Raw genomic sequence first — 21,331 nt, 5'->3', positions numbered from 1 at the left:
CATGATGCCCGTGCCGCGGACCGCCTGGCAATGCCCTGATCCGTCGGCTCGGCGACAGGCGGCGCGCTTGCTGGCAGAATCGCGGCTTTCCGCAAACCGCGCAGGTACCGCCCCATGAACGACCGACTGCAGATCGAAGACCTCCTCCTGGGCGACGGCAAGGAGGTAGTGAAGGGTGCGCTGATCACCACCCAGTACAAGGGCACCCTGGAAGACGGCACGCTGTTCGACTCCTCCTACGAGCGCGGCCGGCCATTCCAGTGCGTGATCGGCACCGGACGAGTGATCAAGGGTTGGGACCAGGGCCTGATGGGCATGAAGGTCGGTGGCAAGCGACGGCTGTTCGTCCCTTCCCACCTGGCCTACGGCGAACGGCAGGTCGGCGCGCACATCAAGCCCCACTCCAACCTGCTGTTCGAGATCGAACTGCTGGAAGTGCTCACCCGCGACGACTGAGCCGAGGGACGGCGGCGGCCTCTGGCCGCCCGTGCCGAACCAATGCGCAGGACGAATAGTCGCTCGGCTACCCGCCCTGCACGAAGCCGGTTTCTCTTCTAATCCGCGGGGCGAGCCGCGGAACCCGTGGCAATGGCGCGAGGCAGGCCGTCCAGCGCACGCAGCAGGCAGAACCCCAGGACGGCCCCCGCCGCGCCCGCGACCAGCATCAGGCCGATCGCGCCCGACCAGTCGAAACGGCTGACGATCAGGCCGATCAGCAAGGGGCCGATCACCTGCCCCAGGTAGTTGCCCTGCATTACCCAGCCGATGGCCAGTGGCGTCAGCGAAGGCGCGGGCGAGGCCAGCGGCGCGGTCGCCAGCACGGTGGTGGGGAGCATGCCGGCGACCGCCGAGAAGACGAACCCCAGCGCAATCGCCAGGAGTCCCGGCGTCGCGGCATGGAAGAACGCCGCACCGGTGAGTCCCATCAGGATCGCGGTGCTCGCCAGCAAGGCGCCGGGACGTATGCCGCGGGAAAGGATGAAGCCCGCCGCGACATTGCCCAGGGCGTTCGCCGCGACGATGGCCGCGCCGATGAGTCCCGCAGTCTCCAGGGCGACGCCCAGGCGCTGCATGAGGAACACGGGGAGGAACGTCATCAGGGCGAAGAACTGCAGGTTGTAGGTGGTGAAGCCGAGCGCCAGCAGGGTGATCGCCGGAACCTTGAGCAACGTGCCAAGACCGGCCGGCCTCACGCCTGCCGCCCTGCACCCATCGTCGGCAGGGACGCTGAGCGGCAGCAGCAGCGCCGCGACCAGTACCAGCAGTGCGCTCAGTTGCCAGTCGGCACGCCAGTCCGCGAGCAGCGGCCCGAACAGCATCGAGAGGGCGATTCCGCCTGCCATGAAGGTGCTCCACAGACCGAACACCACGCTGCGCCGCGTCTCGCTGGTGATCCTGTGCAACACGGCGGGCGCCGCCACTACCACGATGAGGAAACCGAGCCCCTCGACGAAGCGAGTGGCAAGCAACCAGGCGAAGTCCTGCATCGACGCACCGAGCAGGCTCGCCCCGCCGAGAATCGCCAGCCCAACGGTCAGCAGCCGGCGATCTCCCCAACGACGCACCAGGAGGCCGGCGGCGATGCCGCCGAATACGCCGACGAACGGAAAGGCGGACATGATCCAGCTCAGCGCGGCGAGGTCGCCGCCGAAGCTCCGTTGCAGCGACGGCAGGGCGATGGTCGCCTTGCCGACATGCAGGGCAGCGGCGATGCCGGCGAAGATCACATTGGCAACTGCCAGCCATCGCGGGCTGGCCTGGGGGTGCGGACGAGCGAGAGTGGACGGGCTATCCATCGTTGCCTCCGGGCATGGAGTGGCGCCCGGCAAGATCGCCAGACGCTCTGCGCGGATTCTGATAGCTCAAGTTAACTTGAGGTAAAGAGCCCAGGAATCAAACGATGTGTTCCATCGCCCGCACCAATGGCAATCCGGCACGCCCGCTCAGTAGAAGTGCTCGCCGTAGAGGTCCCAGGCATTGCGCCGGGCTGCCCGGCGCAGCTGCTCGGTGTAATCCCGCCGGCCGACGGCGGATCGTCCCGAGCTGGCAGCGACAGCTTCGGTCTCGGTGCGGGACGGTTTGTTGCGCGGAGTGTTCAGGGACATGGCGGCGTCACCAGTTCATCCCCGTCGCCGGCCCGCTCAGCAGTGCCTTCGCCATGCCGCGGGCGGACGCCAGGTCCGGCGCCACGCTCACCGGCGGGCCGTAGACAGCCTGCAGCACCGGCGCCAGTTGCTGCAGGTCGGCGAGGTTGTCCGGCTGGCCGTTGGCACTGAGCAGGATGCCCCGGCAATGCTCGACGAAGCGCTGGCGATTTTCCTTGAGCCACAACACCAGGCGCTTGCGCGCCTGCTGGTCGCCTTCAGCTTCTTCCTGCGGGAGCGGCGGATAGACCAGGGCGAAATCGCGCTCGACGGCCAGCAGCGCTTCGACCTCCTCCAACCAGCGCTCGACATCGGCCAGCTCGCGGGGCATCTCGCGGACCTGGACCAAGGGAAAGGCATCGATATCCAACAGGCTCTTAGCGGGGGCATTCATGGGGGGACTCCTGCGGGGAGGCAAGGCGGAGGAATGAGCGGAAGTGCTTGCCAAAACAGTACTGTACGATACAGTTCTTAAATGACCAGCGTCAACCCTAACGAGAAACGCTCTCAGCAAACCGCCTGGAGGCTTGAACGGACCGTCCCGACGGCCCACCATGCGCACCTTCCGACCGCCACCCCGCGAGGCCCGATACCGCTCATGAACGATGCTTCTCCCCGTCTGACCGAACGCGGCAGGCAACGCCGCCGCGCCATGCTCGACGCCGCTACCCAGGCCTTTCTCGAACACGGTTTCGAAGGCACCACCCTGGACATGGTGATAGAACGGGCCGGTGGTTCACGGGGGACCCTGTACAGCTCCTTCGGCGGCAAGGAGGGCCTGTTCGCCGCGGTGATCGCCCACATGATCGAGGAAATCTTCGACGACAGCGCCGATCAGCCGCGCCCCGCCGCCACGCTGAGCGCCACCCTCGAGCATTTCGGCCGGCGCTTTCTCACCAGCCTGCTCGATCCCCGCTGCCAGAGCCTCTATCGCCTGGTGGTGGCGGAATCCCCGCGGTTTCCGGCGATCGGCAAGTCCTTCTACGAGCAGGGGCCGCAGCAGAGCTATCTGCTGCTCAGCGAGCGACTGGCCGCGGTCGCTCCTCACATGGACGAGGAAACGCTCTACGCGGTGGCCTGCCAGTTTCTCGAGATGCTCAAGGCCGACCTGTTCCTCAAGGCCCTCAGCGTGGCCGACTTCCAGCCGACCATGGCGCTGCTGGAAACCCGCCTCAAGCTGTCGGTGGACATCATCGCCTGCTACCTGGAACACCTGTCGCAGCGCCCCGCGCAGGGCTGAGCGACGCGCCGATCAGGCGGAGGGCGGCAGCGCCTGGCCCGGCAGTTCGGTGAGGTGGATCTCGGTGACCAGGGGTTCCTGGCGCGGCAGGGTACGTTCGAGCAGGGGTGAGAAACGCGCCAGCGCGCCGATCAGGTCCCACTGGGTCTCCAGGGCGGCCCCCAGCTCCGAGAGTTCGTTCAGGACCCGATGACCGACCCGTTGCAGGCGTGGCTCTTCGCTCTGGCTGAGCTCCACCGAAAGGTGCGCCAGCATGGTGGTCATGTTGTTCATGTTGCGTGTCGCCAGGACCAGGATATTGGCCAGCAGGGCGACATCGCTGTCAGGCAGGGAGGCGTGGGGAGAACCGGCGTTGGCGTGCATGCGAGCATCCTTTCTCGAAGTGCGGTCCGGAGCGAACGTCGCGGGAGAATAACATCATATTGCCATTACGCAATATCTCCCACGAAACGCCCAGGTTGATTTCCTGATGCCAGGCAGACCGCCAAGGTCGGCAAAGGTTTCCATCAGGTGGGCCGCCAGCGCCTCGCCGCGCCGACGGCCCCGACGGCTCACTGCATTTCCAGGGATTTGCGCAGCGGCGTGCTGCGATGAGCGGCTCGCAGGTACTGCGGCGGCCAGGGCATCTGCTCGTTGCGCAGTTCGTCGGCGGCGTGCAACGGCCAGTACGGATCGCGCAGCAGTTCACGGGCAAGCAGGATCAGGTCGGCCTGACCGGTGCGCAGGATATGCTCGGCCTGCACAGGCTCGGTGATCATGCCCACCGTGCCGCTGGCGATGCCGGCCTCCTTCTTCACCCGTTCGGCGAACTCGGTCTGGTAGCCCGGTCCTACCGGGATTTCCGCATTCGCCGCGGTACCGCCGGAAGACACGTCGATCAGGTCCACGCCTAGGTCCTTCAGGCGCCGGGCCAGTTCCACGGTCTCGTCGGGGTTCCAGCCATCCTCCACCCAGTCGGTGGCGGACAGCCGCACGAATAGCGGCAACTCTTGCGGCCAGGCCTTGCGCACCGCGGCGGTGACCTGCAGAAGCAGGCGGATGCGGTTCTCGAAGCAGCCGCCGTACTGGTCGCGACGCTGGTTCGACAGCGGCGAGAGGAACTGATGCAACAGGTAGCCGTGGGCCGCATGCACCTCCGCGACCTTGAAGCCGGCAGCCAGGGAGCGCTCGGCGGCGCGTACGAAGGCCTGCACCAGCGCCTCGATCTGCGCCTCGCTCAGGGCCTCGGGGGTCGTGTGCTGGGGATCGAACGGGATCGCCGACGGCGCCACCGGTATCCAGCCGCCGTCGCCGATCGGCACGCTGCCGTGCTTGCCCAGCCACGGCCGCCAGGTACTCGCCTTGCGCCCGGCGTGGGCCAGCTGGACCCCGGCGACCGCGCCCTGGGACTCGATGAAACGGGTGATGCGATGCAACGGCTCGACATGCGCGTCGCTCCAGATGCCGAGGTCGTCAGCGGTGATGCGCCCCTCGGGCAACACCGCGGTGGCTTCGACTATCACCAGGCCGGCGCCGCCCACCGCGCGGCTGCCCAGGTGCACGAGATGCCAGTCGTTGGCCAGGCCCTCCTGCGCCGAGTACTGGCACATGGGCGATACGGCGATGCGGTTGGGCAAGGTGATTTGACGCAGGCTAAGAGGCTCGAACAGCAGACTCATGGCAGGACTCCCGGTCGGTCTTGGAATAAAGCTCACACCTGAACTTTAGACCGGGTTCGCGGAGGCCAACGGCCCAAGCGACATAAAGCAGCCGCCCTCCTGGCGGAAGACGGCTTGAGCGACCCCGACCGGCATTCCTTCCTGGAGTGCCAGCCGGGACCACCGAGCTTACAACGCGCTCGGGCAGGTCACGCCGACGGTGCTGAACGCCCGGGTGACGTCAGCCGCCGAGTAGTTGCGGTTCTGCGCCGAGCGAATCACCCCGCAGGCGCCGCTGTTGTAGTTGCTAGTGGCGGTCCAGTAGTAGCGGTTGGCGTCGACGAACACCTCGAAGGCCTTGCGGGTATCCCAGCCCGGCGAATTGGCCAACAGGTAGAACGCACGGTTGTACACGCCGCTGGAGTGGTGCACGTCGATGCCGTTGTAGTACTGCGACGCGTTGTCGATGGATCGCCCGTCGCGGCTGGGCTGGTCCATGTAGCGCAGCGCACCGCTGCCCTTCTTGATGTCGTAGCCGATCAGGAAGTCGTTCTTGCCGCGCATATAGAACTCGGCAGCCTCGCCGGCCATGTCGGAGAAAGCTTCGTTCATTCCGCCTGATTGCCCGCGGTAGATCAGCCCGGAGTTCTGCTCGGTGAAGCCGTGGCTGACCTCGTGGGCCGCCACGTCCAGCGACACCAGCGGATAGAACATGGTGGCGCCGTCGCCGAAGAGCATCGCCGTGCCGTCCCAGTAGGCGTTCTCCACGCTGCGCCCGTAGTGCACCTTCATGTACAGCTTGTGGGTCAGCGGGCTGGTGCCGAACCAGTCCCGGTACAGTTTGAACACCACGCCGCCGAAGAAATGCGCGTCGTTCAGCGGCGAATAGGCGCCGTTGACCTGCTTGTAGGTGTTGGTCGGGCAGGCGAAGCGGAACGGCGTGGTCTTGCTGTCGTCGGTGCTGCTGTTCATGTCGACGGTGATGACGTTGCCGTCGTCCATCTCGCAGCGGTCGTTGACGATCAGCGGACCGTAGTCGCTACCGTAGGTGTACTTGCCGATCTTCTGGTTGCCGCCGGGGCCGCCCGCCTCGGCGTGGGCCAGGCCTTCCCACTGATCGAGCACTTCGCCGGTCTTGGCGTCGATGACGAAATGCGGCCGCGACAGTCCCTCGCCGGGAATCAGGTAGGAGACGTTGTAGACCAGTTGGGCGATGTTGTTCTCGCCCAGGCGGATCACCAGTTCCACTTTGTCATTCTCGGTCTTGCGGCCCTGGGCCTTCAGGCTCTTGGCCTGGGCCAGCACCTGCTCGGCGGATACCGCCGCGGTGGTGCTGCCCGGCAGGTCGGCGGCGATGTTGGCGACGAAATGGCCGCTGCGCTGCGCCGCCACGCTCTTGCCGGGACCCTTGACTTCGGTGATGGCTTCGCCGACCACCCGTACGCCGTTGTGGAATTGCTCGTAGCGGGTGACCTGCTTGCCGTTGGGCAGGGTCGTGCTGCGGATCGCTTTCAGTTCGTCGGCACCGCCAGCGCCGACCGCGGCTTGCAAGGTGACTGGGCCGGGCGCGCCCTGGGCAGCCTTGCTGGGGAGTTTGGACACGTCGATCAGGTCGGCGGCAAAAGCGGCCGGCGAAACACCCATGATCGCAACGAACAACAGGTCAAGCGTAGAAACCTTCTTCATCTTGTTCAGTTCTCCTGGTTTTTTCAGGCCGAAGTACTCGGCCGACGCTTACCGCCGCCTTGTGGGCTGATCGGAACAGCCGTATCAGTCCTTCGGGTAGAAGGAACTGCACTCCCCTGGCTCGGTCCCGTTTTCGACGGTGCTTTCGTGTACCAAAAAGAACCCGCGGCCAAACCTGCCAGAACTGGCAGGTAGCCTTGATTTCGCCGGAAATCTGTATGTTTTCGCTGGAATAGCTAACAGAAAAGCAGGGGGCAGCTAGGTTGCCCGTGGCCCCGTGGCGCGTTCAGCGAGGAGCCATGTGGACGATCATCAGTTGCACGCTTTCCTGGCCGCGGAATTCGTTGACGTCGAGCTTGTAGGCCAGCTCGGCCCAGCGCACGGTAGGGTTGGGCCACTGCTCGCGGTCGATGTTGAAGGCAATGCCATCCAGTTGCAGCGAGCCGCATTCGCTTTTCAGCACCAGCTTCAGGTGACGCTCGCCGACGATCCGCTGCTGCACCAGCTGGAACACCCCGTGGAACATCGGCTCGGGAAAGTGCTGGCCCCAGGGACCGGCCTGGCGCAACGCGCGCGCCAGCTCCAGGTGGAACTCCTGGATGCTCAACTGGCCATCGGAGAGCAGGCGCCCGGCCAGGTCCTCCTCGGCCAGTTGGCGGCGTACTTCGGCATCGAAGGCGGCGGAGAAAGCGCCGAAGTTTTCCTGCGGCAACGATAGTCCGGCAGCCATCGCGTGGCCGCCGAACTTGCTGATCAGCCCGGGATGACGGGCGGCTACCGCGTCCAGCGCGTCGCGGATGTGGAAGCCGGGAATCGACCGTGCCGAGCCTTTCAGGCTGCCGTCGCCGGCATCGGCGAAGGCGATGGTCGGCCGGTGGTAGCGCTCCTTCAGGCGCGAGGCGAGGATTCCGATCACGCCCTGGTGCCAGTCGGCGTCGAACAGGCACAAGCCGAACGGCAGTTGCTCCAGGCTCAGCTCCTTGAGCTGCGCCAGCGCCTCGCGCTGCATACCCTGCTCGATGGCCTTGCGGTCCTGGTTCAACTGGTCGAGCTGCACCGCCATGTCGCGGGCCAGCGCTTCGTCGTCGCAGAGCAGGCATTCGATGCCGAGGGACATGTCGTCGAGCCGACCCGCCGCGTTCAGGCGCGGACCGAGGATGAAACCCAGGTCGGTGGAGGTGATCCGTACCGGAGGCCGCCCGGCCACCTCCAGCAGCGCGCGCAAGCCCGGCCGGGCGCGGCCGGCGCGGATGCGCGCGAGGCCCTGGTGGACCAGGATGCGGTTGTTGGCATCGAGCGGCACCACATCGGCGACGCTGCCCAGCGCCACCAGGTCGAGCAGCTCGGCGAGGTTCGGTTCCTTCAGCCCGCGCCGGGCGAACCAGTCCAGCTCGCGCAGGCGCGCCCGCAACGCCAGCATCACATAGAAGATCACCCCGACCCCGGCCATGGCCTTGCTGGGGAATTCGCAGCCCGGCTGGTTGGGGTTGATGATCGCATCCGCCGCCGGCAGTTCCGGGCCAGGCAGGTGGTGGTCGGTGACCAGCACCTTGAGCCCCGCGGCTTTCGCCGCCTGGACGCCGTCCACGCTGGAGATGCCGTTGTCCACCGTCACCAGCAGGTCGGGACGCTTCTCCAGGGCCACGCCGACGATCTCCGGGGTCAGGCCGTAGCCGTACTCGAAGCGGTTCGGCACCAGGTAATCGACCCAGGCCGCGCCGAGCATGCGCAGGGCCAGCACGCCGACGCTGCTGGCGGTGGCGCCGTCGGCGTCGAAGTCGCCGACGATGAGAATCCGCTGGCCGCCCTCCAGGGCGTCCACCAGCAGCGCCACGCCCTCCTCGATGCCTTTCAGCCGCTGGTAGGGAATCAGCCGCGCCAGGCCCTTGTCCAGCTCCTCGGCGCAACGCACGCCACGAGCCGCGTACAGGCGCGCCAGCAATGGCGGAAGGTCGCCGAGATCGGGCAGGGTTTCGGGCAGGGGGCGGGGTTCGATACGCATCAGGTCACTCGTTCGGCTCGACGGAAGGAAACGGCGGCGGCGATCAACGCTCGCCCTGCAGCCACTCCAGCTGCAACTCGTGCTGGCCGTTCTCGTCGGTGACGAACAGGGTGCCCTCGCTGATCATCACGGTCCAGTTGATCGAACGCGGCAGGTCGCGGGACAGGCTCTCCAGGGGTTCCTGGGGCACTGCCGCGACGTTGATGTTCTTCAGGCTGCGCACGCTGTCCAGCACCTTGGTCTGCCAGACCCGCAGGTTGCCATAGGCGAGCAGGCTGAAGCGCTCGCAGCGACGCGAGCACCAGGTGATGCGCTCGGCGTCCGGCTGGCCGACTTCGATCCAGTGCAGGACCCGGCCGTCCAGGCTCTTTTCCCAGAGCGCCGGTTCGTCCACGTCCGACAGGCCACGCCCGAAGGCGATCTGCTCGCCGTACCACAGCACGTAGGCCAGCAAGCGCACGGCCAGGCGCTCCTCGGTCTCGGAGGGGTGCCGGGCCACGGTCAGGCGCAACGTCTCGTAGACCCCGCGGTCCAGGTCGGTGAGGGAAATATCGGCTTTATAGGGCGTGGATTGCAGGGCCATGGGAATACCGGCGTGGGAAGCGAAAGGGCGCAAGTCTAACCTGAAACCCGCCCGCGTGCGGTCCGCCGGCCGACCGCCTGCCCTGCCTTTCTCGCGTCGCTGCCGCTCAGCGCGGGGCGTAGCGGCCCCAGAGTTCCTCGAACTCGCGCCGATAGGCGCCGATCAGCACGGCGTCGTCGGTTACCAGCAGGTTCTCTTCGTTGTTGACGCTGGCGCTGCGGGTCCAGTTGAAACTGCCGTTGAGCAGCCAGGCGCCATCCACCAGGGCGAACTTGTGGTGCATGTGGAAGGGACTGTCGTCGATTCGCAGCGGTACGCCGGCCTCGCGCAGCGCATGGATGTCGCTGCCTTCGTCGAACTGCTTGTCATCGTCGCTGATGATCCGCACCGGAACGCCGCGCCGATGGCAGGCCAGGATTTCCGCACTGAGCTGGTCGTCGGAGATGGTGAACACGCAGATGTCCAGGCTCTGCCTGGCCTGCCGGCACAGTTCGCGGATCTTCCGCCGACACTCCTCGCCGGGACTGAAATAGGCGCTGGCGCGGCTGCGCGGCGGCGCCGCGGTAACCTCCAGGGTGCGCACCACCTGCTCCAGCCACTTCAGGGCGGCTATCCGTTCGCCCTGCTCCTCCAGGAGGACCAGCTCACGCACCAGGTCGAAGGCACGGTTGCGCAGGAAACGCACCTGGTCGGGTGCCAGCTCGCTGCCCAGTTGGCGCAGTTCGTCCCGCTCCTCGTTGCTCAGCTTCAGATCGGCCAGGCTGTCGCGCAGCTGGCGGTCCAATCCGTCGAAGTCCATTTCCCGCTCCTCGTGTCCTCAGGGTTGATCGTTCTCCAGCGGCCTCTGCTCGCCGCCCAGCAACCGGCCCAGTTCGTCGAGGCGGCTGGATATCTCGTTGATGCGGTTGTGCGTGCGCAGGTCGACGTCGATCTTGCGGTCCATCACCTTGATCAGCGGCAGGAAACTGTCCTGCAGGCAGGCGGCAAGGCTCTCCAGCACCTGCTGCACGCCCGGCTGCGCAGGCGCCGTCACCTCGACGTTCAGCGCCGGCGCACCCTGGCCGAGCTGGCGCAATCCAGCCAACAACTCGTCCCAGGGCGCCGGTTGTACCGGCTGGGGTTCGCGAGCCAGGCCACGGACGCTTTCCACAAGGTCGTTGAGCTGCGCAACCAGCCGTCCGCCGACGTCGGCGTCGCTGCCGCCCATGGACTTGTTGCGCAGGAAGTCACGCTTGATCTGCGCCCAGCGCTCGGCCTGCTCGGGGCTCTGGTTGCCGCGCAGTTCGGCGAGCTTCAGCAGGTTCTCCTCGGCTCCGGTGGTCAGCAGTTGCGACTCGCCCTGGTAGTGGTCGGCGATCAGTTGCAGCAGCTCGGCATCGTTCATCACCGCGGAGATCTTCTCCGCCATCTTGTTCATGTTGCGGTAGCTGCCCTGCAGCTTGAACGGCGGCTCGCTGCGGTACTGGTCGGCCTGGGCGGCGCTGGCGATGTACTGCTGGTTGACCTTGAGCACCACGTCGCGCACCTGCATGAGGCGTTGCAGGGTGCTGCTGATCTCGTTGATCTCGGCACCGCTGTAGCCGTGGGCCAGCTCGTTGCTGGAGAACGGCTTGCCCTCGGCCTTGGCGACGAAGCGATAGACGTCGGCCATGTCGCGGGTGGCCAGCGGCGCGAGAACCGGGTTGGAGGTCAGGGCGTTCTCGATGTAGCTGAGGGAGAACGCCTCCTGCATGCCGCTGAGGGTGTCGCCGAGGTTGTAGATGTCGGCGCGGTTGGCGAGCATGTCGGGAATGCGGAAGACCTCGCCGGACTCGGTGTAGGGGTTGCCCGCCATCACCACGCAGAACTTCCGCCCACGCATGTCGTAGGTCTTGGTCCGGCCCTTCCACACCCCTTCCACCCGGCGCGTGCCGTCGCAGAGGGAGATGAACTTCTGCAGGAACTCGGGATGGGTGTGCTGGATGTCGTCGACATAGAGCATCACGTTGTTGCCCATCTCCAGCGCCAGGTTGAGCTTCTCCAGTTCCTGCCGCGAAGTCGCGTCCGGCGCCTGCCCGGGGTCGAGCGAGCGCACCTCGTGGCCGAGGGCAGGACCGTTGATCTTCATGAAGATCAGCCCCAGGCGGTGCGCCACGTACTCCATCAGGGTGGTCTTGCCGTAGCCTGGCGGGGAGATCAGCATCAGCAGGCCCATCAGGTCGGTGCGCTTGTTCTCGCCCACCGTCCCCATCTGCTTGGCCAGGTTGTCGCCGATGACACCCAGGTAGACGTCATTGATCAGCTTGTTGCGAACGAACGAGGACAGCGGTCGCGGCTTGAACTCGGCCAGGCGCAATGCCTCGCGCTCGTGTTCGACGATCTCCTGGCGCAGCGCCTGGTAGCGCCGCAGCCCCGGCAGGAATTGCTGGCGATGGCGACGCAGGCGGCCGAAGAAGTCGTCCACCGCCAGCGCCAGGCCGCGTTCGAAGATGCGCGGATGCTCGCCCATCAGGCCGTCGACCTGGAAGCGCAGGTCGACCTCGGTGATCCGTCGTGGCATCTCCTCGTCCAGCAACGAGAGCGCCACCGCCTCGTCCAGGTAGGCCGCCAGCGGCTGGAACTCGGCGTCGCCACATAGTCCGCGCAGCCAGTTGCCGGCCAGTTCCCACTGGGCGGCGGGCCGCTCGCCGAGACGCTCCAGGGTCTGCCGGTAGTCGTCCCATAGACGCACGCCTTGCAGGCGCAGCTTGAGTCCTTCCTGCAATTGCCGGGCATATTTGCTGAAGGTGAATTCGGGACGCTCGGCGGACAATTCCCAGACCAGGTACTCGGCCGCCTCGTCGATATGCTGCGGGTCCAGCGCGATGGGCTGTTCGGCGAGCAGCGCACGCATCGCCGCGGCCACTTCGCCGCGAAGGGCGAGCAGGCCGTCGTCACGACCGAACATCTGCTGGATGCTGCGGCTGCTGCGTGCCCGCTCGGGCCAGCCGGCGACTTCCCGCTCCTCGCGCCGGCGGCTCCAGAACAGGCTGGCGAAGGCCCGCGCCGAGGGTGCGTAGCGTAGCAGTCCGGCGCTCTCGCGCAACGGCAGCAGGCGAACCAGGATCGCCGCCGCATCGTGGTCGTGAATGCCTTTCTCGTAGCCCTCCTTGTAGCGCGGTGCGGCGAAATCGCGGATCGCCCGCGCCAGCTCGTCCGGCTGCGCCAGCAGCGCCTGCAAGCGCTCCAGGCTGAAGCCATCGCGGCCCGCGTCGGCGGCGGCGAGCACTTCGCCGGCGAGATATTCGGCGCGGTACAGCGTCTCCGATTCGGATTCCAGGTTCACCTGCCAGAACTCGCGCAGCTCATCGAGCCGCGGGTCCTGCAGCGGTTCGAGGAAATCGGTGCCGGTCAGGTGCAGGTACAGCGCGTCGCCGCGCGGCATCAGGGTCAGGTCGAGTTCCTGGGTGTTGACGCTGAAGCGGTGGCGCGGGCCCAGGCGGATGACGTCGCCGCCCTCCTCGAACAGCTCGCTCTTGTCGCGCAATGCGCGGACCGCCTGGTCGCGCGCGGCCTTCAGGCGCGCCTCGACGTCGTCGGCCTTGACGCTGTCCTTCAATTCGCGAAGACGTTCGGCCAGTTCGCGCAACTTGAGGATCAGCGGGTCGGCGGCGAAGAACGCGTTCAGTTCCTCCGCCTGGGTGAAGCGCGCGGTGCGTCGTTGCAGGCTGTCGAGAATTCGCCGGGCGGCGTCGAGCAGTCCCTGGGCCTTGCGCTGGCGCTCGTCGAGCAGGGTCTGCTTGTGCGCTTCGAAGGTTTCCAGCAGCTCCTCGCGCTTGGCCAGGATGTCGCCGAGGAACTGCTCATGGTCGCCGAACTGGCTTTCCAGTTCCTCCAGTTGCACCAGCAGGCGCGACAGTTGCTCGTCGCAGCGCTCGGGGTCCTGGGCCTGGGCCAGGGCGTTGGTGATGCCCTGGCCAAACAGTTTGAACTGGGCGCCGAACTGGGCCACGGTCTCGCTCGAACCGAGTCCCTTGCGCCGCTGCTCGGCGCGCGCCTTGGCCTGGTTCAGGCGGGCGTAGATCTCCGAGATCGACTCGATGATGCGGGTCCGCTGGGTCGCGTCGTCGATGCGCAGCGAAGCCATCAGCGAGGACAGCATGTCGAGGTCGCCGGCCATCGCCTCCAGGGCCGCCAGCGGCTCGCCGAGCTGGGCCACGGTCTCGGCTTTCTGCGCCTCGCCATCGAGGCTCTGCAGGCGCTCCAGCAAGGGCTGCAGGGCCTGTTCGCTGGCGAGGAAGGTCGCGGTGGCGGCGGCCACCCGCTCGTGGGCCGCGAGCAGTTCGGCCTCCATGGCGTCGAGTCGCGCCACGTCGATGTAGCGGTACTCGCGGATGGTCAGCAGCAACCCACGCTGGGCGGTGATGCCGTTGAGCCCGTCGACGAACTGCTGCACCCGGTCCCAGCCGTCGGGCAGCAAGCCGGAGAGGAGCGCCTTGTGCCGCTCCTCCGCGTCGACCATCGCCTGGGCCGACTGGCGGCGGATACTTTCGACCTTCTCGTACTCGTCGAGCACCAGCTCGGCGGTCGCCGCCACTTCGCGCAACAGCGGCGCCAAGCCGTCCAGTTGGTCGCTGCCGAGCCAGTGGTAGACGTCGAACAGGCGCTGGGTGTTCTGGCACAGCAGCGAGTAGCGCTGGATCGAAACCGCCGGGGTCTCGATCTCCCGGCACAAGTCGTAGAGGTCGGAGACGCCGCGCACCAGCTCGGCATTGCCGATCCGCCCGAGAAAACCGCTACGCGCCGGTTGGCGGGCCGCGTACTCCTCGGTGCAGAACGGCGTCTGCCAGACCTGCATCGGATGGATGCGGGTCGGTTCCTCGCCTTCGGCGGCGAAGATCACCATGCGCCCGTCCTCCAGGCGCGCGTAGCCGTGGCCGAACAGCGGATTCTGCAACTGGCGGTTGATCAGGTTGTAGGTGAGCAGCACGTTCCGCCCCTGCTCGGGATGGTAGAAAACGTACTGCACGTCCTCGCCGTTGGGCGAGCGTACCGAGCGCTTGAAGCGCATGCCTTCCATGGATTGCTCGAAGGTGCGGTACTCGCCGTTCTGCAGGTAGTAGCCGCCGGGGAAGATGATCCCGTGGTCCTCCGGCAACTGGATGCAGGCCAGGCCGATGGCGTCGATGCGCTCGACCTTGCCGGTCAGGCTGTTGAACACCAGGTAGCGCCACTGCTCCTCGCGATAGGGCAGGACCTTGAGCAGCAGCAGGCTGCCGAGGCGGGCGAACTCAACCTGCGCGTCGTCCAGCGACTGGGTCTTGTCCATCACCTCTTCGCGATAGATGCCCAGGCCGACCTCGGTGTTGTTCTCGACCTTGATGGTCAGGTCGCCGCCAATGGTCTCGACGAACAGGGTGTCGAGGATGTTCAGGTGCGGGAAGCGGCCCTCCACCACCATCTCGCGGGTAGCCCGCTGCCATTCGAAGTCGAACGGTGCCGGCAAGGCGATGTCGCGCTCGCCGCGGTTGTCGATGTAGCGGACCTCGCTGCCGTCGCTGGAGATCGACCAGCGGAACACGCGGATGTCGGTGATCCGCTCGCCGATCTGGAAGCTGGCCAGCAGCTTGCCGTCGCGGATCGCCAGTTGCAGCAGGCGGGTGTTCTTGTAGTAGGTGTAAAGCTCGTTGAAGTCGTTGACGAAGCCCGGCGCGGCGAGAAAGCTGTCCCCCAGTGGCACAGGCTCCGCCTCGTAGCCTTCGCTGCCCTCCACCAGGCGGTAGAGGGAGAACACGTCGGCCACGCCGGTTTCCTTGCGCAGGCCGATGAACACGTTGTAGCCGAACAGCAGGCAATCGCCGACCTGGACGATATCGCGGGCGATGCAGTTGTTCTCGGTACGGATGCGGACCCGGCCGATCACATCCATCTGGCTGTCGCCGAACTCCTCCAGGCGACTGGCGTTGAGCCTTTCGGCGGTCTGCCGCAGGCGCTGGCCCTGCTCCAGCAGGCGCTTGTGCAGCACCTCGTAGGCGCCGCCCTCGGCAACGGCCTTGTCCAATACGTCCTGCGCGGGAGTTGCGGCTTGAGTGTCCGACATCCTGGTCTTCCTGGGTCTACGGCGGTCATCGATGGAAACCGGCCCGAGCGGCCTGCCCCGGGCGCAGCCAACAGGCCACGCCAGGGGCTGCGCCGCTCAGGGCGCGGGCGGAACGCCTCCGCAGTTGGCGGAGGAGGCTGCGGGTCGACTCAGACTTCCGCCGCCGGCTCGTTCTCGTGGCCGCTCTTGCGTTCCGGCATCACCGCAGCGGCTGCGCCACGGCCGTTGAGCAGGCGGGCGAGGACGTCCTGCACCACCGGGCTCTTGCCGACCACACCTTCGATGGCCTTGCCCACCGACAGCGACTTGGCGAAGGAGTTGAAGAAGTCGCCCTCGCCGCCGACGATCTCGATGTTCGCCTTGCCCAGCGCGGTGGCGAGCACCTCGGCCTGGTCCTTGGCGATGTCCTTGTTCGCGGCGATGGCCGCCATGGCCTCCTCGAAGCTCTTCTCCAGCTGCATGCGGAACTCTTCGTGCTGGCGAGCGCTGTCGCTGAGGGCATCCAGGGCGCCGAACTTCTTGCCAAGCCCCTCGGCCTCGGCATTCAGGCGCTGCAGCAGTACTTCCGCTTCCGCGCTGCCCTGGTCCTTGGTGGCCTTGGCCTTGGCCGCGCCGAGCTGCTCCTCGCCGCGCGCCTGGGCGCCGAGCTTCTCGGCCAGCACCTTGGCTTCGGCCAGGCCGTCCTTCTCCTTGGCTGCGGCCTGCGCCTCGAGCACCCGGGCGTCGGCCAGGCCGCGCTCCTCGTCGCCCCTGGCTTCGGCGATCAGTTGTTCGGCACGTACCCGCGCCGCTGCCAAGCCATCCTTTTCCTTAGCCGCGGCGGTGACTTCCAGCACCCGCGCATCGGCCAGGCCCGGCGCTGCGCGCTCGGCCTCGATGCCCTCGGCCAGACGCTTCTTCGCCTCGGCCTGCTTCGACGCCGCTTCCAGCTCGGCCTGCGCCATGGTGTTGATTTCCACCGCCTTGTGCTTGGAGCGGGCCTCGTCGGCTTCCGCCTGCTTGACCTGGCGTACCAGCTCCTGCTCGGCTTCCGCCTGGGCCTGCAGCAGGATCACCTGCTTGACCCGCTCGGCCTCGGAAACCTCGCGCACCTCCTTGATCCGCTCCTCCTCCTGGGCCACGGTCTTTTCCACCGCGACGCGCTCGCGAATCACATTGGCGATGTTCTTGCGCTGCTCTTCCAGCGCCTTTTCCTTCTCGATCTTCTGCAGCTCCACCTCACGCTCGCGGGCGACGATCTCCAGGTCCTTGGCGCGGGTGACCTTCTCCACCTCGATGACCACCGCGCGCTGGCGGTTCTGCTGCGCCACCTCGACCTCGCGCTGGTGGTTCTCGGTGCGCACGTCGATTTCCTGCTGCGCCTGGATCCGCGCCTGCTCGGCCTTCAGCCGCTCCTCTTCCTTGACCCGCGCGGTTTCCGCTTCCTCGCGGGCTCGGATGGTCTCGATCTCGCGCTTCTGCCGGGCCTCGGCGTCAGCCTGCTGGCGCTCCAGGGCCAGGGCCGCCTCGCGGGTCTCGACGTTCTTCTTCTTGATCGCCAGCTCTTCGTTGCGCTCCAGTTCGTTGGTGATGACGTTCTGGGTGGCGGTCAGCTCGGTGATCTTGCGGATGCCCTCGGCATCGAGGATGTTGCTCGGGTCCAGCGAGTTCTTCGCGGTCTGCTCCAGGTAGTCGATGGCGACGTCTTCCAGGACGTAGCCGTTCAGGTCGTTGCCGATCACCTCGATGATGCGGTCACGGAAGTCCTGGCGATTCTCGAACAGCTGGACGAAGTCGAACTGCTTGCCGACGGTCTTCAGCGCCTCGGAGAACTTGGCATTGAACAGCTCGTTCACCGCCGAACGGTCGGAAGCACGGTCGACGCCGATGGCCTTGGCCACCTTGAGCACGTCGTCCTGGGTCTCGTTGACCCGCAGGTAGAAGGCAACGGTGATGTCCGCGCGCATGTTGTCGCGGCAGATCAGGCCGTCCTTGCCGCGCCGGTCGACCTCCAGGGTGATCAGCGAGATGCGCATGAACTCCTTCAGGTGGATCACCGGATAGACCAGCGCACCGGTGAAATGCACCTTGGGCGTCGACGACATGTCGTTGACGATCAGCGCGGTGCCTTGCGGGACCTTGATGTAGAAGGCCTTGAACAGGGCCAGCAGGCCCACGACCAGCAGAACGACCAGGCCCACTCCCAGCAGGAGGGGCATCAGCGACGTCATATCCATAGCAGCAGTTCTCCTTGATTCTCACCGAGCCCGGGTCAGATACCGCGGAACTCTTCCTCGGTAACGACCCGATAGGCGTGCTCCGCCTCCAGGTACTCCAGCAGCACGACGCGATCGCCGCGCTTGAAGCCTTTGTTTTCTTCCGCACGAACTTTCAGGATCAGCCCGGCGCCGCCGTCTTCCAGCAACGCCTCGCCATGTTGCAGGGTGACCCGCCCGCTGCGCACCACCGCGACCTGGCCCAGCACCGACTTGCTGCTGGTGCTTTCCAGCTTGCGGAACAGCGGCCGCAACGGCCGGCACAGCGTGGCCGCCAGCGGCGCCGCCAGGAACAGCGCGCCCACCGCCACCACGGCGCCCAACGGGTAGCGCAGCCAGCCGAGCGGCAATGCGCTGAGCAGCCACAGCTGGACGAAGTAGCAGAGGAACCAGGCGAAGAAGGACAGCAGGGTCAGCACCAGGGTGACCGGTACGCCGTTGAGTTTCAGCTTCGCCAGCAGCGCGGCGAGGCCTTCGGCCTGGCCGGCGCCATCGACGACCGACTCGGCGTCGAGATCGAGCACATCGATCTCGACCATGCCCAGGGCGACGATGCCCCAGTAGATGATCGCTAGGATCAGAAGAAAGCTGAACAGCACGGTCGGGAACGACAGCGCCGTCTGCAGGAAACCTTCCATTGTCGCTCTATCCCTGAAAAACGGGCCCGGACGCCTTCGCCGGGCCGCGGGCCTATCAGGCCTTGCCCTTTTCCTTCAGGCGCGCCAGCACGCCATCCACGCTGTAGCCCGAGGCCTTGATCCCAGCCGCGCGCAGCTTGGCGTCCAGCGCATCGTCCGGCGCCGCCGCGCTGGCCAGTTCGGCCGCGGCATCCATGGTCGCCGCGCGTTCGGCCTGGCGCTGCTTGATCCGCTCCAGGGAGTCCACCGCGGTCTGCAGCTTGCTCTTCGAGTTACCGTAGCGCTGGGCAACGGCCATCTGCGCCTTCTGCACGCTCTCGGTGGCCTTGACCGTATCCACCTGTTGCTTGAGCTGGCGGATGTTGCCCTCGGCCTGGCTCACCGACTTGCGCAACTGGGCTACGCTGGCGGCGAATTCCGCGACCTGGGCACGCTCGCCCTCGAGCTGGTTCTCCAGGGTCGCGATCTTCTCCGCGACCTCCCGGGCCAGCTCCTCGTTGCCGGCCTCCAGTGCCTTGATCGCGTATTGCTCGTACTCGGCGACCTGGGCCGCGCCCTTCTCGACGCGCTCCTGGGCCAGGCGGTGGCGGGCCATGATCGAGGCCAGCGCTTCCCGCGACTTGCGCAGTTCGACGTCGGCGTCGCGGATCTCCTGGTCGAGGATGCGCAGCGCCTGGCTGTCGACGATCGCCTCGCCAACCTCGTTGGCTCCGCCGCGCAGGGCGCTCAGCAGCTTGCTCCATACCGTCATGATGGTGTCCTCCCTCAGGCCCGGGCTTTCAGGTAGCCGGCGTAGACTTCCGTGGCGCGGATCACGTTGCCGGCCAGGGTTTCGATTTCGTGCAGCACGCTGGCCAGCGACGAAGTCGTGCTCAACGCGCCGAACATGCTGTAGCAGCGCTCCTCGCCCGGCAGGTTGAGCAGGCCGATGCTCGACAGCGGGAACAGTTGCCGGCTGAGCAGGACCTCTTCGTTGAAGGCGGTCGCGTCGGTAACGTCGCTTTCCGGCCAGAGCAGCGCCTCGACGATGATCTGCTCGCCCTGGGGCGCGACGAACACCGGCAGGTCGCCGTATTCGCGCATGATCACATAGAGACTCGCTTCCGCCCCCTCGATCAGCTCGATCTGGGCCTCGCCGCTGCTGAACAGCTCGGTGCCGCTCAGGGCCTCGGCCAGCGAGCGAGCGTTCCATACCCGGGCTTCCGTCATGTCTTCCTCCTTCTCCAAATGAGCCGCTCCGGCAGCCGGGCGACGCAGCATCCGCTCGATGCCGGCGAGCGCCGCGGCGTTCTCCGGCAAGATCCAGACTTCCTTCTTCACCAGGCCCTGCTCGCGCAGGCGCTGGCGAAAGACACGCTGATAATGGGCTGATGATTTCCGTTGCATGGACTCACACTACGAGATCACATGTAAGATTTCAACAGATCACATGTAATAAAATCCAACGCACGCGCATATCTACGCCGGGCCGGCCGGAGCATGGAAAAGAAACACGGGGAGGAAAGAGAGAAAGAAATGGCACGAGGGGCCTCCCTGGCTCGGTGTCTGGCGCGCTACATCCTGTATCGACTCCCGCATTAAACCCTCTATGCAAAAGGAATTGAAGGACCGCCGGGCATATCGGGAAAAAACGGGAAACGTCTCACCCTACCGCGGCACCCGCCCGCACCGCCGGCAAATGCTCTAGGCTATGCGCACACTGCAGCCTGACGGACACCGCATGGAACATTCGCCCAAACCGCTGGCCGGCCTGAAGGTGGTCGAGCTCGGCACCCTGATCGCCGGCCCTTTCGCCTCGCGGATCTGCGCCGAGTTCGGCGCCGAAGTGATCAAGATCGAGTCGCCCGACGGCGGCGATCCACTGCGCAAGTGGCGCAAGCTCTACGAAGGCACCTCGCTGTGGTGGTTCGTTCAGGCACGCAACAAGAAATCCCTGACCCTCAATCTCAAGCACGCCGAAGGCCAGGCGATCCTGAAACGCCTGCTCGGCGATGCCGACATCCTGATCGAGAACTTCCGCCCCGGCGTACTGGAAAAGCTCGGCCTGGGCTGGGATGTCCTCCACGCGCTGAACCCGCGCCTGGTGATGGTGCGCCTGTCGGGCTTCGGCCAGACCGGCCCCTACAAGGACCAGCCGGGCTTCGGCGCGGTCGGCGAGTCGATGGGCGGACTGCGCTACATTACCGGCTTCGAGGACCGCCCGCCGGTTCGCACCGGGATTTCCATCGGCGACTCGATCGCCGCCCTGTGGGGCGTGATCGGCGCGCTGATGGCGCTGCGACACCGCGAGGTCAACGGCGGCGAGGGACAGATGGTCGACGTCGCCCTCTACGAGGCGATCTTCGCCATGATGGAAAGCATGGTTCCGGAATTCGACGTGTTCGGTTTCATCCGCGAGCGCACCGGCAACATCATGCCGGGCATCACCCCCTCCTCCATCCACACCAGCGCCGATGGCCGCCACGTACAGATCGGCGCCAACGGCGACGCGATCTTCCGCCGCTTCATGCAGGCCATCGGCCGCGACGACCTGGCCAGCGACCCGCAACTGGCCAGCAACGACGGGCGCGATGCGCGCCGCGACGAACTCTATGGGGTTATCGACCGCTGGGTCGCCTCGCAGTCCCTGGAGGAAGTGCTGGCAGTGCTGGCGCGAGCCGAAGTCCCGGCCAGCCGCATCTACTCCGCCGAAGACATGTTCCGCGATCCGCAATTCCTTGCCCGCGAGATGTTCCTCTCGGCACGCTTGCCGGACGGCAAGCCATTCCGCATGCCTGGCATCGTGCCCAAGCTGTCCGCCACGCCAGGCTCGGCGGATTGGGTAGGCCCGGAACTGGGCGAGCATACCGATGCCCTGCTCGCCGAGCTGGGCTACGACAGCGAGGGCATCGCCGCCCTGCGCCGGGAAGGCGCCATCTGAACGGTACGCGGAGCCCTTCATCGGTGCTCCGCGGACAGGGCGGCCCCTCTCCCCTATCCAGCCAGGGAGAGGGGGTTATCCGCACGCTTCCACGAGCATGGCGCCATCCGGCAAGAGCCGCTGCACCGGCGCGCGCCTTCGGCCTGACCGCCCGATGCGCAACGCGCC

At 66.4% G+C, this 21,331-nt stretch carries 17 protein-coding genes; 3 read left to right on the top strand and 14 right to left on the bottom strand.

What is annotated here, in order from left to right; all coding sequences use genetic code 11:
* Positions 1–114 precede the first annotated feature (114 nt).
* The gene (locus HMPREF2716_RS26175) at positions 115–456 is read left to right on the top strand and encodes an FKBP-type peptidyl-prolyl cis-trans isomerase (protein ID WP_003092567.1); all 342 of its coding nucleotides are present in this window, start codon (positions 115–117) and stop codon (positions 454–456) included.
* A gap of 98 nt (positions 457–554) precedes the next feature.
* On the opposite strand, the gene HMPREF2716_RS26170 is transcribed toward HMPREF2716_RS26175, so the two are convergent.
* The 3 genes from HMPREF2716_RS26170 to HMPREF2716_RS26160 all read right to left on the bottom strand — a co-directional run bounded on the left by HMPREF2716_RS26170 (position 555) and on the right by HMPREF2716_RS26160 (position 2,538).
* A complete protein-coding gene (locus HMPREF2716_RS26170) occupies positions 555–1,796 on the bottom strand; it encodes an MFS transporter (RefSeq protein ID WP_004351418.1) in 1,242 nt (413 codons plus the stop codon).
* A gap of 147 nt (positions 1,797–1,943) precedes the next feature.
* Positions 1,944–2,105 carry a MexR antirepressor ArmR gene (gene armR / locus HMPREF2716_RS26165; protein WP_003100689.1) on the bottom strand — a complete coding sequence of 54 codons (162 nt, stop codon included), beginning with the start codon at positions 2,103–2,105 and terminating at the stop codon, positions 1,944–1,946.
* Between the two features lie 7 nt (positions 2,106–2,112).
* On the bottom strand, positions 2,113–2,538 hold the full coding sequence (locus tag HMPREF2716_RS26160) for a hypothetical protein (protein WP_003143203.1): 426 nt from the start codon (positions 2,536–2,538) through the stop codon (positions 2,113–2,115).
* A 204-nt stretch (positions 2,539–2,742) separates the two neighbouring features.
* Between HMPREF2716_RS26160 and nalC the strand changes: the two genes are divergently transcribed.
* The gene (gene nalC, locus HMPREF2716_RS26155; protein WP_003109635.1) at positions 2,743–3,384 is read left to right on the top strand and encodes an efflux system transcriptional repressor NalC; all 642 of its coding nucleotides are present in this window, start codon (positions 2,743–2,745) and stop codon (positions 3,382–3,384) included.
* 12 nt (positions 3,385–3,396) lie between these two features.
* On the opposite strand, the gene HMPREF2716_RS26150 is transcribed toward nalC, so the two are convergent.
* From HMPREF2716_RS26150 to HMPREF2716_RS26100, 11 genes are all read right to left on the bottom strand, one after another.
* Complete coding sequence (locus HMPREF2716_RS26150) at positions 3,397–3,747, bottom strand: hypothetical protein (RefSeq protein ID WP_003100685.1); 351 nt, start codon at positions 3,745–3,747, stop codon at positions 3,397–3,399.
* 188 nt (positions 3,748–3,935) lie between these two features.
* Entirely contained in the window at positions 3,936–5,042 is a 1,107-nt protein-coding gene (locus HMPREF2716_RS26145) for an NADH:flavin oxidoreductase/NADH oxidase (protein WP_043494970.1), read from the bottom strand.
* Between the two features lie 168 nt (positions 5,043–5,210).
* On the bottom strand, positions 5,211–6,707 hold the full coding sequence (gene lasB / locus HMPREF2716_RS26140) for a M4 family elastase LasB (RefSeq protein ID WP_003113835.1): 1,497 nt from the start codon (positions 6,705–6,707) through the stop codon (positions 5,211–5,213).
* A 286-nt stretch (positions 6,708–6,993) separates the two neighbouring features.
* A complete protein-coding gene (recJ, locus tag HMPREF2716_RS26135; RefSeq protein ID WP_003100681.1) occupies positions 6,994–8,709 on the bottom strand; it encodes a single-stranded-DNA-specific exonuclease RecJ in 1,716 nt (571 codons plus the stop codon).
* A 43-nt stretch (positions 8,710–8,752) separates the two neighbouring features.
* Positions 8,753–9,292: a YaeQ family protein gene (locus HMPREF2716_RS26130; RefSeq protein ID WP_003092594.1), complete on the bottom strand. Its 540-nt coding sequence runs from the start codon at positions 9,290–9,292 to the stop codon at positions 8,753–8,755.
* Positions 9,293–9,398: 106 nt separating this feature from the next.
* Positions 9,399–10,091, bottom strand: a complete 693-nt coding sequence (locus HMPREF2716_RS26125) for a phospholipase D-like domain-containing protein (RefSeq protein ID WP_003100680.1) — start codon at positions 10,089–10,091, stop codon at positions 9,399–9,401.
* Positions 10,092–10,109: 18 nt separating this feature from the next.
* On the bottom strand, positions 10,110–15,350 hold the full coding sequence (locus tag HMPREF2716_RS26120) for a DNA repair ATPase (RefSeq protein WP_023517936.1): 5,241 nt from the start codon (positions 15,348–15,350) through the stop codon (positions 10,110–10,112).
* A gap of 149 nt (positions 15,351–15,499) precedes the next feature.
* Complete coding sequence (locus tag HMPREF2716_RS26115; protein WP_003113833.1) at positions 15,500–17,566, bottom strand: flotillin family protein; 2,067 nt, start codon at positions 17,564–17,566, stop codon at positions 15,500–15,502.
* Between the two features lie 35 nt (positions 17,567–17,601).
* Entirely contained in the window at positions 17,602–18,243 is a 642-nt protein-coding gene (locus tag HMPREF2716_RS26110) for a hypothetical protein (protein ID WP_003100672.1), read from the bottom strand.
* Between the two features lie 55 nt (positions 18,244–18,298).
* A complete protein-coding gene (locus HMPREF2716_RS26105) occupies positions 18,299–18,994 on the bottom strand; it encodes a PspA/IM30 family protein (protein WP_023517937.1) in 696 nt (231 codons plus the stop codon).
* 14 nt (positions 18,995–19,008) lie between these two features.
* Positions 19,009–19,629, bottom strand: coding sequence for a biofilm formation regulator BacA (locus HMPREF2716_RS26100; RefSeq protein ID WP_003092612.1), 621 nt, complete (start codon positions 19,627–19,629; stop codon positions 19,009–19,011).
* A gap of 304 nt (positions 19,630–19,933) precedes the next feature.
* Here HMPREF2716_RS26100 and HMPREF2716_RS26095 point away from each other — a divergent pair, with 304 nt between their 5' ends.
* Positions 19,934–21,163 (top strand): CaiB/BaiF CoA transferase family protein, encoded by a 1,230-nt coding sequence (locus tag HMPREF2716_RS26095; RefSeq protein ID WP_004351428.1) that lies wholly within the window; start codon positions 19,934–19,936, stop codon positions 21,161–21,163.
* Positions 21,164–21,331 lie beyond the last annotated feature (168 nt).

Origin of the sequence: Pseudomonas sp. HMSC076A11, assembly GCF_001810205.1 — a bacterium.
GTDB classification, from domain to species: domain Bacteria; phylum Pseudomonadota; class Gammaproteobacteria; order Pseudomonadales; family Pseudomonadaceae; genus Pseudomonas; species Pseudomonas aeruginosa.
This window is presented reverse-complemented; position numbering and strand designations above follow the sequence as displayed.

What these genes read in the sequence shown, in the direction of transcription:
- HMPREF2716_RS26175 (WP_003092567.1), top strand. Translation starts at nt 115, where the DNA reads ATGAACGACCGACTGCAGATCGAAGACCTCCTCCTGGGCGACGGCAAG.
- HMPREF2716_RS26170 (WP_004351418.1), bottom strand. Translation starts at nt 1,796, where the DNA reads ATGGATAGCCCGTCCACTCTCGCTCGTCCGCACCCCCAGGCCAGCCCG.
- armR (WP_003100689.1), bottom strand. Translation starts at nt 2,105, where the DNA reads ATGTCCCTGAACACTCCGCGCAACAAACCGTCCCGCACCGAGACCGAA.
- HMPREF2716_RS26160 (WP_003143203.1), bottom strand. Translation starts at nt 2,538, where the DNA reads ATGAATGCCCCCGCTAAGAGCCTGTTGGATATCGATGCCTTTCCCTTG.
- nalC (WP_003109635.1), top strand. Translation starts at nt 2,743, where the DNA reads ATGAACGATGCTTCTCCCCGTCTGACCGAACGCGGCAGGCAACGCCGC.
- HMPREF2716_RS26150 (WP_003100685.1), bottom strand. Translation starts at nt 3,747, where the DNA reads ATGCACGCCAACGCCGGTTCTCCCCACGCCTCCCTGCCTGACAGCGAT.
- HMPREF2716_RS26145 (WP_043494970.1), bottom strand. Translation starts at nt 5,042, where the DNA reads ATGAGTCTGCTGTTCGAGCCTCTTAGCCTGCGTCAAATCACCTTGCCC.
- lasB (WP_003113835.1), bottom strand. Translation starts at nt 6,707, where the DNA reads ATGAAGAAGGTTTCTACGCTTGACCTGTTGTTCGTTGCGATCATGGGT.
- recJ (WP_003100681.1), bottom strand. Translation starts at nt 8,709, where the DNA reads ATGCGTATCGAACCCCGCCCCCTGCCCGAAACCCTGCCCGATCTCGGC.
- HMPREF2716_RS26130 (WP_003092594.1), bottom strand. Translation starts at nt 9,292, where the DNA reads ATGGCCCTGCAATCCACGCCCTATAAAGCCGATATTTCCCTCACCGAC.
- HMPREF2716_RS26125 (WP_003100680.1), bottom strand. Translation starts at nt 10,091, where the DNA reads ATGGACTTCGACGGATTGGACCGCCAGCTGCGCGACAGCCTGGCCGAT.
- HMPREF2716_RS26120 (WP_023517936.1), bottom strand. Translation starts at nt 15,350, where the DNA reads ATGTCGGACACTCAAGCCGCAACTCCCGCGCAGGACGTATTGGACAAG.
- HMPREF2716_RS26115 (WP_003113833.1), bottom strand. Translation starts at nt 17,566, where the DNA reads ATGGATATGACGTCGCTGATGCCCCTCCTGCTGGGAGTGGGCCTGGTC.
- HMPREF2716_RS26110 (WP_003100672.1), bottom strand. Translation starts at nt 18,243, where the DNA reads ATGGAAGGTTTCCTGCAGACGGCGCTGTCGTTCCCGACCGTGCTGTTC.
- HMPREF2716_RS26105 (WP_023517937.1), bottom strand. Translation starts at nt 18,994, where the DNA reads ATGACGGTATGGAGCAAGCTGCTGAGCGCCCTGCGCGGCGGAGCCAAC.
- HMPREF2716_RS26100 (WP_003092612.1), bottom strand. Translation starts at nt 19,629, where the DNA reads ATGCAACGGAAATCATCAGCCCATTATCAGCGTGTCTTTCGCCAGCGC.
- HMPREF2716_RS26095 (WP_004351428.1), top strand. Translation starts at nt 19,934, where the DNA reads ATGCGCACACTGCAGCCTGACGGACACCGCATGGAACATTCGCCCAAA.